Annotated in this window: 10 protein-coding genes; 8 read left to right on the forward strand and 2 right to left on the reverse strand. The window is 60.5% G+C overall.

What is annotated here, in order from left to right; all coding sequences use genetic code 11:
* Window positions 1-482 precede the first annotated feature (482 nt).
* Window positions 483-1,526: an AraC family transcriptional regulator gene (locus KGB27_RS22185; RefSeq protein WP_223556368.1), complete on the reverse strand. Its 1,044-nt coding sequence runs from the start codon at window positions 1,524-1,526 to the stop codon at window positions 483-485.
* Between the two features lie 355 nt (window positions 1,527-1,881).
* On the opposite strand from KGB27_RS22185, the gene KGB27_RS22190 reads away from it, so the two are divergent.
* The 7 genes from KGB27_RS22190 (at window position 1,882) to KGB27_RS22220 (ending at window position 13,152) form a co-directional block, all read left to right on the forward strand.
* On the forward strand, window positions 1,882-2,448 hold the full coding sequence (locus tag KGB27_RS22190) for an RBBP9/YdeN family alpha/beta hydrolase (protein WP_008040963.1): 567 nt from the start codon (window positions 1,882-1,884) through the stop codon (window positions 2,446-2,448).
* A 128-nt stretch (window positions 2,449-2,576) separates the two neighbouring features.
* Window positions 2,577-4,580 carry a DUF1302 domain-containing protein gene (locus tag KGB27_RS22195; protein WP_223556369.1) on the forward strand — a complete coding sequence of 668 codons (2,004 nt, stop codon included), beginning with the start codon at window positions 2,577-2,579 and terminating at the stop codon, window positions 4,578-4,580.
* 41 nt (window positions 4,581-4,621) lie between these two features.
* Window positions 4,622-5,980 carry a DUF1329 domain-containing protein gene (locus KGB27_RS22200; protein ID WP_192226497.1) on the forward strand — a complete coding sequence of 453 codons (1,359 nt, stop codon included), beginning with the start codon at window positions 4,622-4,624 and terminating at the stop codon, window positions 5,978-5,980.
* A 97-nt stretch (window positions 5,981-6,077) separates the two neighbouring features.
* Window positions 6,078-7,154 carry a WD40/YVTN/BNR-like repeat-containing protein gene (locus KGB27_RS22205; protein ID WP_207286386.1) on the forward strand — a complete coding sequence of 359 codons (1,077 nt, stop codon included), beginning with the start codon at window positions 6,078-6,080 and terminating at the stop codon, window positions 7,152-7,154.
* Between the two features lie 16 nt (window positions 7,155-7,170).
* Entirely contained in the window at window positions 7,171-9,690 is a 2,520-nt protein-coding gene (locus KGB27_RS22210) for an efflux RND transporter permease subunit (RefSeq protein WP_192418268.1), read from the forward strand.
* Window positions 9,691-9,697: 7 nt separating this feature from the next.
* Window positions 9,698-11,476: an acyl-CoA dehydrogenase C-terminal domain-containing protein gene (locus KGB27_RS22215; RefSeq protein WP_008040959.1), complete on the forward strand. Its 1,779-nt coding sequence runs from the start codon at window positions 9,698-9,700 to the stop codon at window positions 11,474-11,476.
* A 32-nt stretch (window positions 11,477-11,508) separates the two neighbouring features.
* Complete coding sequence (locus KGB27_RS22220; RefSeq protein WP_223556370.1) at window positions 11,509-13,152, forward strand: fatty acid--CoA ligase; 1,644 nt, start codon at window positions 11,509-11,511, stop codon at window positions 13,150-13,152.
* 157 nt (window positions 13,153-13,309) lie between these two features.
* Here the strand turns inward: KGB27_RS22220 and KGB27_RS22225 are convergent, their stop codons facing one another.
* Complete coding sequence (locus KGB27_RS22225; protein WP_008032820.1) at window positions 13,310-13,519, reverse strand: hypothetical protein; 210 nt, start codon at window positions 13,517-13,519, stop codon at window positions 13,310-13,312.
* Window positions 13,520-13,752: 233 nt separating this feature from the next.
* On the opposite strand from KGB27_RS22225, the gene KGB27_RS22230 reads away from it, so the two are divergent.
* Window positions 13,753-13,947: a hypothetical protein gene (locus KGB27_RS22230; RefSeq protein WP_008032821.1), complete on the forward strand. Its 195-nt coding sequence runs from the start codon at window positions 13,753-13,755 to the stop codon at window positions 13,945-13,947.
* Window positions 13,948-14,368 lie beyond the last annotated feature (421 nt).

Consider the following 14,368-nt stretch of genomic DNA (forward strand, 5'->3'; position numbering starts at 1 on the left):
GTAGGAGCCAGCTTGCTGGCGATGGACGTCAACGATAACGCGGGCTGTCTGAATGAATGCGTTGTCCAAACGCTTTTCGCCGGCAAGCCGGCTCCTACAGGGAACCCCATACGCTTTTGATTTCCACCACTCATCAGGCCGAGCGTTAGCTCGCCTTCCGCTTTTGATCTTGAGGTACACGCCCCCTCGAGAGGCCGAGCGCAGGTTCTGTGTAGTGGGCAACCCGGCATGGATGCCGGGTTAGCCGCCCCCGGCCATGGATGGCCGATGGCGGCGGGCCCACGGAGCAGGACCGGAGCGAGGGCATGCCGAGCCATGGCGAGGCACCGAACGAAAGGGGCAAGAGCGCTTGGTTACTTGCCGCTTCTGCAAGTGACTCGCCGTAAGGGCGAAACCATAAGCCGCCGTTACCGCAGCAATGGATATGTACACCTGAAAGAGATTGGTCGGCTGTCTGGCTCACTCCTACAACAGGCGCGATATCAGTAGGGTTTGGGTGGGGCCGCGTCCGTCGGGGCTTTTGCCGAACCCTGCTTTTGCACCCGCCACGTCGCCGGTGGCATACCGAACTGGCTGATGAACCACCGCGTAAACGAACTCGCCATCGAGTAGCCAAGCATGTCGGCAATGCGCCCGAGCGTGTAATTCGGGTTGTCCAGATAACGCAGCACCAGGTCGCGGCGCACATCGTTGATCACATCGTTGAACGCACAGCCATCATCCTTCAGGCGACGTTGCAGGGTGCGAACGTTCATGCCCTGGCTCTGCGCGACTTGCTCGATGGTAGCGCGGCCCATGGGCAGCAGCAGGTAGATGGCCTTGCGCACTTCGAACAGCATCGAAGTGCCTTGGTGGCTTTGCAGCGAATCGAGGTAGCTCTGGGCGTAGCGGGCCATGGCCGGGTCGGCATTGGCGTTGGTCATGTCCAGGCTGGCACCTGCGCAGACGATGCCGTTGAACTCACTGCCGAACTCCAGGGTGCAGCCGAACAGGCGACGATGCAGTTGAAGGTTGTCGGGGGCCTGGTGAGTGAAATTGACGCTGTAGGGATGCCAGTGAGAGCCGAGCAGGGCAGCGCACAGGCGGAACATCACGCCGATGGCAAGCTCGGTGGCCTGTCGACTGGGCATCGGCGAGTCGGTGACCACCTCCTCGCGAATGATCACCATCTTGCCGGCCTCTTCAATGAAGATGGCCAGCGAATCATTCATCAAGTGCCGGTAATGCACCACCACCTGCAAGGCATCACGCAGCGTGCGCTGATGGCTGAGCAGCAGGCTGACCACGCCGAAGTCCGAGAGCTGGCGCGACTCGGCCATGCTCAGGCCGAAGTTCTGGCAGCCGCTGGCGGTGGCTGAATCCTCCAGCAGACGCACGGCGGCATCGATGGGAATGCGATGCTCAGGGGCTTGCAGCAGGGCTTTGCTCAAGCCGACGCCGGCCAGTACATCGCGCGGGTTGAACCCCAGGTATTGAGTAACCTCCAGGTAGTTGGTCAAGACGGCGGCGCGAACAAGCTTGGGCATGCGAAGGTCTTTCCTGGGCCGGTTGCGATTCAGATGAGCGTGGCGACTATATCCAGCACATCAGCGATTGAACAGTTGTGATGTTGTCGAGGGCGCTCGCCAGTTTCTGTCCGCAATCACCTCCGTTGTCGTGGAGCAATCGACACACACCCATTGATTACAGTGAGCTGCAGAGAACCTGTGGGGATTTTCGACCAGTGGTCGGCGCGCGCCAATACCTGGAAATCTGTCATGAAAAGAAAAGTGCCTGACGTCCAATGAAAAGCGCCTGGGGTGGGCGCTCTTTAATGTCAGTCCTACAAAAAGCCCCTGGCCACAGAGCCAGTCGAGTCATCGAGAAAGCGTAGGTGCTGAAGTGGACAAACTGCAAACTGCCGCAACCGTTCTGATCGTACCGGGCCTGCGCGAGCACGTTGCCGAACATTGGCAGACGTTGCTTGAAGCCAGGCTGAGCAAGGTACGTAGTGTGCCGCCGCAGGAGACCGACAAGCTCGATTGCAACAAGCGCGTGCAAGCGATCCAGCACGCGCTGGAGCAGATCGACGGGCCGGTGATCCTGGTGGCCCATAGCGCCGGCGTACTGATGGTCGCGCACTGGGCCGCGCAGTACCGCCGGCCGATCAAGGGCGCGCTGCTGGCTGCTCCACCTGACCTCGATGCCCCTTGGCCGTCAGGCTACCCATCGCCTGAAACCCTGCGTAGCCAGGGGTGGGATCCTCTACCCAAAGGGCCGCTGCCATTTCGCAGCCTGGTGGCCGCCAGTACCAACGACCACCTCGCCAGCCTGGAAGCCGTTACGCACCTGGCTGAAGGCTGGGGCAGTGAGCTACTCAATCTGGGCGATGTCGGTCATCTCAATCCTGCTGCCGGATACGGGCACTGGCCGCAAGCCGAAGCCCTCATCCTCGAGCTGGATCGCTAGTTCAGGCGCCGGTTGGCTCGCGCCATCCGGCATTTGCCCTCACTCCTGAAAAACGCAAACCCCTGGAACAAGAGGGTGCGCGAGGGCGGCTGCGCTTAAAACAAATACAAAATGGCGGAGACAACGCAATGCACAACAATAAGAGTCACGGGTTCACCGCTTCACGCTACACCTTGCTGGCCTCAGCCATTCTCGCGGCAACGGTGCCGATGGCCCATGCGGCAGAGATCGAGACAGGTAACCCGGACTGGACCGTTCGCCTGGATAACACCATCAAGTACAACTATGGCGTACGCACTGAAAGCGCGGACAAGCGCATGTTGGGCACGCCGAACAACAACGACGGCGACTACAACTTCCGCAAGGCCGGGACCAACATCACCAACCGCGTCGATCTGTTGACCGAGATGGACGTGGTCTACCAGAACCACATGGGCTTTCGCGTCAGCGCCGCCAGCTGGTACGACAAGGCCTACGAGAACACCGGTTCCAATTCGAACCCATTCGTCAACGGCAACGGTTCAACCTCGGGCCTGGTCGCCAACGACCCGCGCCTGGCCGGGGTCACCAATGACAACGTCGGCAACGGCAGCCCGCACCTGAGCAACTATGCCCAGCGTTACTACACCGGCCCGTCCGGTGAAATCCTCGACGCCTTCGTGTTCTACAGCACCGAAGTGGGCGAGGAGTCGATGCTGAGTTTCAAGGCTGGCCAGCACAACGTGTTCTGGGGCGAGACCATTCTCAACCCGGTGCATTCGATCAGCTACGGCCAGTCCGGCCTGGACCTGGCCAAGCTGGCCGCATCGCCGGGCACCGAAGCCAAGGAGCTGTTCGTTCCGCGCAATCAGCTGTCGATGTCCTTCACGATCAATCCCGAACTGACCGTGGCCGCCCAGTACTTTCTCGACTGGGACGCCGCACGCCTGCCGGAAGCCGGCACCTACTACGGCGGCTCCGACCTGGTCGGTTTCGGCGCGCAGTCGTTCCTGCTGGGTAACACTAATGCTGTCGTGCCTGGCAGCCCTCTGGGTTGCGGCCTGGCGCCGTGCAACGGCTTGACCAACGTGCGTCGCGGGCATGACCTGACGCCGGACAAGCGCGGCGACTGGGGCCTCATGGCCAAGTGGTCGCCCGCCTGGCTGGATGGCACCCTCGGCGTCTACTACCGCGAAACCTCGGAAATCCTCCCGCAAGCCTGGCTGGATGCCCGAGGCCTGAGCTCGGCCAACCCGAACGGCACCCGGCCGGCAGGGCAAGTGCCTGCGGTGATCAATACGCTCAACTCGCTGAGCACCGCCACCTATCAAATGGCCTATGCCGACAACATCAAGATCGTTGGCCTGAGCCTGTCCAAGGATGTGGGCGGGGTGAGCGTGGGTTCGGACCTGAACATTCGTCACAACATGCCGCTGGCGAGTATTCCGGCAGTTGTCAGCACTAACAGTCCGCTGGGCCTGGGCGCGGGTCTTGGCCTGTTGCCGGCGCGTACGGCTGCCACCGGTGTGGTTTATGACACCCCGCAGAAAGGCGACAGCATGGCCGCCACCGGCGACACCTTGCACTGGACGCTCAACGGTCTGATGACCATTGCCAAAACGCCTGTATTCGATTCGGCAACCCTGCTTGGCGAGTTGTATTACAGCAACCTGCTCAAGCTCGATAGCAAGAACGAGGCGCTCTACAAAGGCAAGGGCACCTACCGCGGTATCGACCAGCCAACCCGGGACAACTGGGGCATCGCGGTCAACTTCACACCAACCTGGTACCAGGTGTTTCCCGGTGTCGACCTCAACGCGCCGATGTCCATCAACGTCGGTCTCGATGGCGTTTCACCGGTCTCCGGTGGCGGTGCCAAAGACACCGGTAACTACGCCATCGGTCTCGGGGCCGTTGTGTACAACAAATACTTTGTCGACCTGAAGTACGTGGACTCTTTCGGCAAGACCGACAAGTGCAATGTCAGCGGTGTGAGTACCGGCCCGACCGGAGGTGACGGCGCTGCGCCGAACGCCTTTAGCGGTAACGAAAACTACGCCTGTTACGCCGGTGGCTACTCGGCCTTTTCCGGTGGTGGTGCAACGACTGAGGACCGTGGCGCCGTTTACCTGACGATGAAAACCACTTTTTGATTCAACACTGATTTGCTCAATGCAAGCAGGAGAATAACAAGATGAAATTTGCTAAAACCGTGTTGGCCGCTTCGCTGGCCATGGTCCTGGTCGCTCAGGCACAGGCCGCTGTTTCAACCCAGGACGCTGCCAAGTTGGGCAGCAGCCTGACCCTGGTGGGCGCCGAAAAGGCCGGGAACGCTGATGGTTCCATCCCCGCCTACGACGGTGGCCTGACCACGCCGCCGGCCAGTTTCAAATCCGGTGACAGCATGCGCCCGGATCCGTATGCCAGTGAAAAACCGTTGCTGGTGATCGATGGCAAAAACGTCGATCAGTACAAGGGCATGCTCAGTGCTACCACGGTGGAACTGGCCAAGCGTTTCCCGACTTACCGTGTCGACGTATACCCGACCCACCGCACCGTTTCGCTGCCAAAAGCCATCCTCGATAACGGCGTGAAGAATGCCAGCGGCGCCAAGTCCCTCGAAGGCGGTCTGGCCATCGATAACGTGCTGCCGGGCGTGCCGTTCCCGATCCCGCAATCGGGCAGCGAAGCGATGTGGAACTTCCTGCTGCGCTATCAAGGCGTGAGCATCAACTCCAAGTACGACTCCTGGAACGTTGACTCCGCCGGCGTGCCGAGCCTGGCCACCACCGGGCAGGCGTTCATCTCCTACCCGATCTACGAAAACCTGGCGCAGCCAATCAGCAGCGCCGACGTGTACTACCAGATGAAGCTGTCGTACACCGGCCCTGCACGCCGGGCCGGTGAAGCGGTGATGCTCAAGGACGCCGCCAACCCGCTGCAGCAACCGCGCCGCGCCTGGCAGTACCTGCCGGGTCAGCGTCGGGTCAAACTGGCACCGAACCTGGCTTACGACACGCCTAACCCAGGCACCGCCGGCGCGGGCACCTACGACGATGTTTTCGTGTTCAACGGCGCGCTGGACCGTTACGACTGGAAGCTGGTGGGCAAGCAGGAAATGATTGTGCCCTACAACACCTACAAGCTGACCTACGCCCAGGATCCGAAGTCGCTGACCACCGCCAATCACCTGGCACCGGACTTCGTGCGCTGGGAAAAACACCGCGTCTGGGTGGTGGAGGGCAACCTCAAGGCCGGCTCCCGCCACATTTATCAGAAGCGCCGCTTCTACCTTGATGAAGACAGCTGGACCGCTCTGGCCTCGGATCAATACGACGCTCGTGGTCAGTTGTACCGTGGCTCCTTCGCCTTCCTCAGCCAGAGCTACGACAAGCAGGTCCCGGATTCCACGCCCTTCATGATTTACGACCTGGTCGGTGGTTCTTACAACATCAACGGCGTGGTCGGGCCTTATGGCGGCATCAAGTACATCGATCCGCTTTCCAAGGCCCAGTGGTCTTCGGAATCCCTGGCCGGCAGCGGCATTCGCTAAGCCAACCGCAAAAAAGCGCCTACAAGGTCCACCGCTCACAAGGCGGTGGACCGTGCGCCGACGGCGTGGGCGCCAGGTTTTCCGAAGAGGACGCGGTATGTGTTCGTATAAGAATTATTTGCAGGTGGCGTTTGGCGTTGTGCTCGGCCTGTTGCAGGGCGTCACCCTCGCGGCTGATTACGTCGATGTGCTGGACCTGCCCGCCAGGGTCAGTGCCTTGGCCATCAACAGTCCGTTGTCCGGCATGGCTCGCGCCGGTGAACGCGTGGTCGCCGTCGGTCAGCGTGGCCATATTCTGTTTTCCGATGATGCCGGCAAGCACTGGCAGCAGGCAGCGGTACCGGTCAGTGCCGATCTCACGGCGGTGAATTTTCCGACCACCACCCAAGGTTGGGCGGTGGGCAACGACGGTGTGGTGCTGCACAGCAGCGACGCCGGCGCGACCTGGCAAAAGCAACTCGACGGCCGTCAGATCGGCGCCTTGCTGGTCAAGCATTACACGGCGTTGGCCAGTGCCGAGCCGGGCAATGAACAATGGCCGTTGCTGGTTGCCGAAGGCCAGCGGTTGATCGAGCAGGGCGCAGACAAACCGCTGCTCGACACATGGTTCGCCAACGACAAAGTCGGTTATGTGATCGGCGTGTTCAACCTGATCCTGCGCACCGAGGACGGTGGCCAGAGCTGGACGCCTTTTCAGGATCGCACAGACAACCCGCAAGGTTTCCACCTCAACGCCATCGCTTCCACCGGCGACGCGTTATACATCGCCGGCGAACAAGGCCTGTTGCTCAAATGGGATGAGCACACCCAACGCTTTACCGCCGTGCCGACGCCGTATCAAGGCAGCTTTTTCGGCGTGCTCGGCAAGCCTGGCGAAGCGCTCGTCTATGGCCTGCGCGGCAACGTCCTGCGCAGCACCGATGGCGGCCAAAACTGGACGGCACTCGACACCGGCCTGCACGTCAGCATCACCGCTGGCCTGATCGATGCCCGTGGCGACTACCGTCTGTTCACCCAGGGTGGGCAGATGCTGGTCAGCCAGGGCACGGGCGCGCAATTGCACCTGTTGCGCCAACCGGTGCCGACCCCGGTCGCCGGTGTTACCCAGTCCGCTGCTGGTGCGTTGGTGGTCGCGGGCAGCCGTGGCGCCCAGACGCTAGCCCTCGAACCCTAAGAGCGAGAACCCAGACATGGGCAATATCAAACAAGACGCCATGCCGGTAATCCGCGACCTGCGGGATTTCGACCAGCACTCCGGCAACCTCCTCGAACGGTGGGTGTTCAACTATCGGCCGCTGTTCATGCTGCTGATGGCACTGGCCACCGTGGTGCTGGGTTTCATGGCCGTGACACGCCTGGAGCTGCGCCCAAGCTTCGAAAAAATGATTCCGCAGAGCCAGCCGTACATCCAGAATTTCCTGGAAAACCGCCAGTCGCTGCGTGGCCTGGGCAACTCGGTGCGCGTGGTGGTCGAGAACACCCAGGGTGATATTTTCGACCCCGCTTACCTCGACGTACTCAAGCAGGTCAACGACCAGCTGTTCCTCACCGAAGGCGTCGACCGCGCGTGGATGAAATCCCTGTGGAGCCCGGCGGTGCGCTGGACCGAAGTCACCGAGGATGGTTTTCAGGGTGGCCCGGTGATGCCCGATACCTATTCCGGTCAGCCTGAACAAATCGAACAACTGCGCCAGAACATCTCCCGCGCCGGTCTGGTCGGCAGCCTGGTGGCCAGCGACTTCAAGTCGAGCATGCTGATCGTGCCGCTGCTGGACAAAGCCGCCGCCGGTGGTCAGCCCATCAACTATCACGCGTTCTCGCAGATGCTCGAAGAGCAGTTGCGCGACAAGATCGAATTCGCCGGTGACAGCGCGGCGCGCAAATCCGGGGAAGAGGGCAAGGGCCAATACAAGGTTCGGGTAATCGGCTTCGCCAAACTGATGGGCGACCTGATCGATGGCCTGATTCAGGTGATGATGTTTTTCGGCCTGGCGGTCATCACTTCGCTGGCGATCATCTATGCCTACACCCGTTGTGTGCGCAGTACGTTGCTGGTGGTCGGCTGCTCGCTGATTGCGGTGGTCTGGCAACTGGGTATCGTCGCCTGGCTCGGTTATGCCATCGACCCGTACTCGGTGCTGGTGCCGTTTTTGATCTTCGCCATTGGTGTGTCCCACGCCGCACAGAAGATGAACGGCATTATGCAGGACATCGCCCGAGGCACTCACAAACTGATTGCTGCGCGCTATACCTTCCGCCGCTTGTTCATTGCCGGCGTCACCGCGTTGCTGGCCGACGCCGTGGGTTTCGCGGTGCTGATGCTGATCGACATTCCGGTGATCCAGGACCTGGCGATCACCGCCAGCATCGGCGTCGCCGTGCTGATCTTCACCTCGCTGTTGCTGATGCCGGTGGCGCTGTCCTATGTCGGTGTTGGCGCCAAGGCTGCCGAACGCGCGCTGAAAATCGACACCCGCGCCGAACACCACAAGGGCTTCGGCAAACTCTGGGACCTGCTCGACCGCTTCACCACCGCCAAGTGGGCGACCGGCGCAGTATTGGTCGCCGTGTTGATGGGCATCGGCGGCTTCATGGTCAGCCTCAACCTGAAGATCGGCGATCTGGAAAGCGGTGCGCCGGAGCTGCGTGCCGACTCGCGCTACAACCGCGACAACGCCTACATCACCCAGCATTACGCGCTGTCCAGCGACCTGTTTGCGGTGATGATCAAGACTGCGCCGGAAGGCTGCCTGAACTACAAGACGTTGGTTCTTGCCGATCGTTTGGCCTGGGAGCTGCAACAGTATCCAGGCGTGCAGGCGACGACCTCGCTGGTCAACGCCGTGCGGCAGATCACTGCCGGCACCTATGAAGGCAACCCCAAGCTCAACAGCATCCAGCGTAACCAGGACGTGCTCAACTACGCCGCGCAGCAGGCTTCGGTCAACTCGCCTGAGCTGTTCAACAACAACTGCTCGCTGATGCCGGTGATCACGTTCCTCAAGGATCACAAGGCTGAAACGCTGGATGCGGTGGTGGCGATTGCCGACAAGTTCGCCAAGGAAAACAGCACCGAAGATCGTCAGTTTCTGTTGGCGGCCGGCAGCGCGGGCATCGAAGCAGCGACCAACATCGTCGTGCGCGAAGCCAATCGCACCATGTTGCTGTACGTCTACGCGGCAGTGACGCTGTTTTGCCTGATCACCTTCCGCAGCTGGCGCGCCACGCTGGTGGCGCTGTTGCCACTGGTACTGACCTCGATCCTCTGCGAAGCGCTGATGGTCGCCATGGGTATCGGCGTAAAGGTTGCGACCTTGCCGGTGATCGCCCTCGGCGTGGGCATCGGTGTTGACTACGCCTTGTACCTGCTCAGCGTGCAACTGCACTTCCAGCGCCAGGGCTTGCCGCTGTCCCAGGCCTACCGCAATGCGGTGTCCTTCACCGGCCGGGTGGTCGGGCTGGTGGGCATCACCCTGGCGGCTGGCGTGGTGTGTTGGGTCTGGTCGCCGATCAAGTTCCAGGCCGACATGGGCATCCTGCTGACCTTCATGTTCCTGTGGAACATGCTGGGTGCGCTGGTGCTGATTCCTGCCCTGTCTTATTTCCTGTTGCGCGAACGGGCGCTGGCGCCCGGCCCTGTTGCGCAAGCCGACAACACCGAAATCTCTCAACGTCCGGGCATGCCTCATGCCCTGACCACTTCCGAGTAAGCCAACGATGTCTGATTACAAAGCTCCTTTGCGTGACATGCACTTCGTACTCAACGAGGTTTTCCAGGTGTCCCGGTTGTGGGCCAAATTGCCTGGCCTGGCCGAGGTGATCGATGAAGAAACGGCCGCCGCGATCCTCGAAGAAGCCGGCAAGATCAGCGCCGAAGTGATTGCACCGCTGAACCGCAGCAGCGATGAACAAGGCTGCACCTGGAGCAATGGCTCGGTGACGGCACCGGATGGTTTTGCCGCCGCCTACAAGGCTTTTGCCGAAGGTGGCTGGGTCGGCGTAGGTGGCGATCCGCGGTTCGGTGGCATGGGCATGCCCAAGGCCATTTCGGCCCAGGTCGAAGAGATGGTCAATTCGGCCAGTCTGTCCTTCGGCCTGTACCCGATGCTGACGGCCGGCGCGTGCCTGTCGATCAATGCTCACGCCAGCGAAGCACTGAAAGCCACCTACTTGCCGAACCTGTACGACGGCACCTGGACCGGCTCGATGTGCCTGACCGAAGCGCATGCCGGCACAGACCTGGGCCTGATTCGCACCCGTGCCGAACCTCAGGCCGACGGCAGTTTCAAGATCAGCGGCAGCAAGATATTCATCACCGGCGGTGAGCACGACCTGACCGAAAACATCATTCACCTGGTACTGGCGCGCTTGCCGGATGCACCGGCGGGACCGAAAGGCATTTCGCTGTTCCTGGTGCCCAAGGTGCTGGTCAATGCCGATGGCTCGCTGGGCGAGCGCAACTCACTGTCCTGCGGTTCCATCGAGCACAAGATGGGCATCAAGGCCTCCGCCACATGCGTGATGAACTTTGACGGTGCCACCGGCTGGATCGTCGACGCACCTAACAAAGGGTTGGCGGCGATGTTCACCATGATGAATTACGAACGTCTGGGCGTGGGTATTCAGGGCCTTGCGCAAGGCGAACGCTCTTACCAGAACGCCGTCGAATACGCCCGTGACCGTCTGCAAAGCCGTTCGCCGAGGGGCGCGCAGAACAAGGACAAAGCCGCCGATCCGATCATCGTTCACCCGGATGTACGACGGATGCTGTTGACCATGAAGGCCTTGAACGAAGGCGGGCGGGCGTTTTCCAGCTACGTGGCCCTGCAGCTGGATACCGCCAAGTACAGCGAAGACGAGTCAATCAGCAGCCGCGCCCAGGAACTGGTGTCGCTTCTGACCCCTGTGGCCAAGGCGTTCCTCACCGACATGGGGCTGGAAACCACCGTGCATGGCCAGCAGATCTTCGGCGGCCATGGCTATATCCGCGAATGGGGCCAGGAGCAATTGGTTCGCGATGTGCGCATCACCCAGATCTACGAAGGCACCAACGGTATCCAGTCACTGGACCTGGCCGGGCGCAAAATCGTCGGCAGCGGCGGGGCGCTCTACCGGCTGTTCGCTTCGGAAATCCGCAACTTTACCGCCAATGCCTGCGCTGACCTCGGCGAGTTCACCAGACCGTTGAACGCCGCCGTCGACACCCTCGACGAACTGACCGCATGGCTGCTGGACCGAGCCCAGAACAACCCGAATGAAATCGGCGCGGCTTCGGTCGAGTACCTGCACGTGTTCGGCTACACCGCGTACGCCTACATGTGGGCGCGAATGGCCAAAGCCGCCATGAGCACGCATTCCAAGGACGCGTTCTATGTCAGCAAACTGGCCACTGCACGCTTCTACTTCGCCCGTCTGCTGCCACGTATCCACTCGTTGAGCGCGTCGGCCAAGGCTGGCAGCGAATGCCTCTATAAATTGGATGCAGAGCAGTTCTGAGCTCACGTAAAAAAGGACCGGGAACCACAACCATGATGGCGACAAAAATAATTCCGCCCGCCGACGGCGCCTACGCCTATCCCTTGCTGATCAAGCAATTGTTGTTGTCCGGCGTGCGCTACGAGCCGGGCCGGGAAATCGTGTATGCCGACAAGCTGCGCTACAGCTACCAGACGCTCAACCAGCGGATACGCAAGCTGGCCAACGCCTTGACCGCTGCCGGCGTCAAGGCCGGGGACACGGTGGCCCTGCTTGACTGGGATAGCCATCGCTACCTGGAATGTTTCTTTGCCGTGCCGATGATCGGCGCGGTGCTGCATACCGTGAACATCCGTCTTTCGCCGGATCAGGTGCTCTTCACCATGAACCATGCCGAGGACGACCTGGTGCTCGTGCATGACGATTTCCTGCCTCTGGTTGAACAGATTCACGGGCAGCTCAACACCGTCAAAGGTTACTTGCAGCTTACGGACGACACAGCCACTCCCACGTCGCTGCCGGTGCTGGGGGAATATGAAAACCTGTTGGCCGGGGCCGCAGACCAGTACGACTTTGCCGATTTCGATGAAAACTCGGTGGCGACCCTTTTCTACACCACGGGCACTACCGGCGACCCTAAAGGCGTGTATTTCACCCACCGCCAATTGGTCTTGCACACCTTGAATGCCGTGGGCACTTTGGGCGTCTACCAGGGGTTGCCGCTGCTGCGCTCCGATGATGTCTACATGCCGATCACACCGATGTTTCACGTGCATGCCTGGGGTGTGCCCTATGTCGCCACCCTGATGGGCATCAAGCAGGTGTACCCCGGCCGCTACGAGCCCAACAGCCTGGTCAGGCTGTATCGAGAGGAGAAGGTCACGTTCTCCCACTGTGTGCCGACCATTCTGCAAATGATCCTGAACTGCGAGGAAGCGCAGCGGACTCGTTTTGATGGCTGGAAAATGCTCCTGGGCGGCAGCGCGCTGACCTTGGGCATCGCCAGTGAAGCGAGTGCCAAAGGTGTTCAGGTACACAGCGGTTACGGCATGTCGGAAACCTGCCCGTTGCTGTGCCTGACTTACCTGCGTGACGAAGACCTCGCACAATCCACGCAGGCCCAACTGGTTACCCGCATCAAGACTGGCACAACCGTGCCGATGGTCGACCTGAAAATCATCGATGCCAATGGCAATGAAGTTGCCCATGACGGAGAGTCCCTGGGCGAGATCGTGGTGCGCGCGCCTTGGTTGACCCAAGGCTATTTGAAGGAGCCCGAAAAGGGGGCAGAGCTTTGGCACAACGGCTGGCTGCACACCGGCGACATGGCCTCCATTGACCCTTTGGGAGGGGTGGAAATCAAAGATCGAATCAAGGATGTCATCAAGACGGGCGGGGAGTGGATCAGCTCCCTGGAACTGGAAAGCCTGATCAGCGAACACCCGGCCGTCATGTCGGTCGCGGTCGTGGGCATTGCGGACGAGCAATGGGGCGAACGGCCAATGGCGCTGGTGGTGTGCGAGCCTGGGCAATACCTCGACCGCAAGATGCTGGAGGTGCACCTGCAAGGGTTTGTCGAGCGTGGCCGTATCAACAAATGGGCGATTCCCAAGCGGTTCAGGTTCGTCGCCGAGATCCCTAAAACCAGCGTCGGGAAGATTAACAAGAAGCTCATCCGGGAAAGCGAATCGAGCTGAAAGGCGCGGCGGATGCCACGTCAACCCTGACCACTGATCGCGAGGTCCGCTGTTTCATATCCGTCAAAGGGGATCATGCATCCAGATGCTTGATCCCTTTTTTCGTTTCAGGTCTGTGTAAGCGTCGCGGCGATGTCGTCGGGTCTGTCGCAATAACTCAGGGCAAGTAGCCGGCAGCCTGGACGAGGTGGTTGTCCTGCCCGGCAACGATGAGGTGCATTGGCACATGGGGTTGCTCATCAACAACGGAAGTGACCTCAAACCCACCCACTACCAGCGGCTGTCGCTCACACATTTCGGTCGACTCTCCCGCCAGTTTTTTCGCCATTTTCGCGTGGTTCGCTGCGATTTCGTTGAGAGTTGACACGTTACATCTCCGGGTAAAAGACCCAGCGCATGGCTGGCGTCCAAAATATTGATTTGATGGTTGTCGCGTCAGAATTACGTCGTTTCCGGGCGATTACGACCGGCGATTGCAATCCCTGCGCCAGAGGCTGTGGCAATTCTTTGTCGCGTCTACATTAGCGACGAATGGTGACATTTGGATGTGCTTGAATCGGGCGTAAACTGGCAGTGCTACTTCATCAGGAGGAGCCGGAGATGATTGCCGACCGAATGACCGCACAGACGTCCGCGGACAAAGCTGTCTGGGATCAATATTTTTGCGCTGCGCTGATTGCGGAAAGCAATCTGACGGCGCCGGTTGTAGGAGGGGCCACTCATGAGGACAGGCAGAATCTGTTGATTGAAAGAGCCAAGGCGCTCGCCGACAAAATGATGGATACGCGCCAGTGAATGGAAACACATGCCTGTTCAACACCTCGGCCCAACCTCTTCAGGTTGGGCTTTTTCATGCCTGTCTCAACCCGGCGTAAACCCAGTCCCGAACACCCCCGCGATGTTGTAGGAGCCAGGCTTGCCGGCGAAGGCGCCCGTGAAATCGCCATCGCCGGCAAGCCGGGCTCCTACAGGTTTGGCGTGAACCTCAATCCCGAATCCCCCGCGATTTTGTAGGAGTCAGGCTTGCCAGCGAAGGCGCCCGTGAAATCGCCATCGCCGGCAAGCCGGCTCCTACAGGTTTTTAGCGTGAACCCCAATCCCGAATCCTCCCCTGCGATGTTGTAGGAGCCAGGCTTGCCGGCGAAGGCGTCCGCCAGACCGCCATCGCCAGCAAGCCGGCTCCTACAGGTTTAGCGTGAACCCCCAATCCCGAATC

This window comes from Pseudomonas sp. BF-R-01 (genome assembly GCF_019946615.1).
In the GTDB taxonomy this organism is placed as follows: Bacteria; Pseudomonadota; Gammaproteobacteria; order Pseudomonadales; family Pseudomonadaceae; genus Aquipseudomonas; species Aquipseudomonas migulae.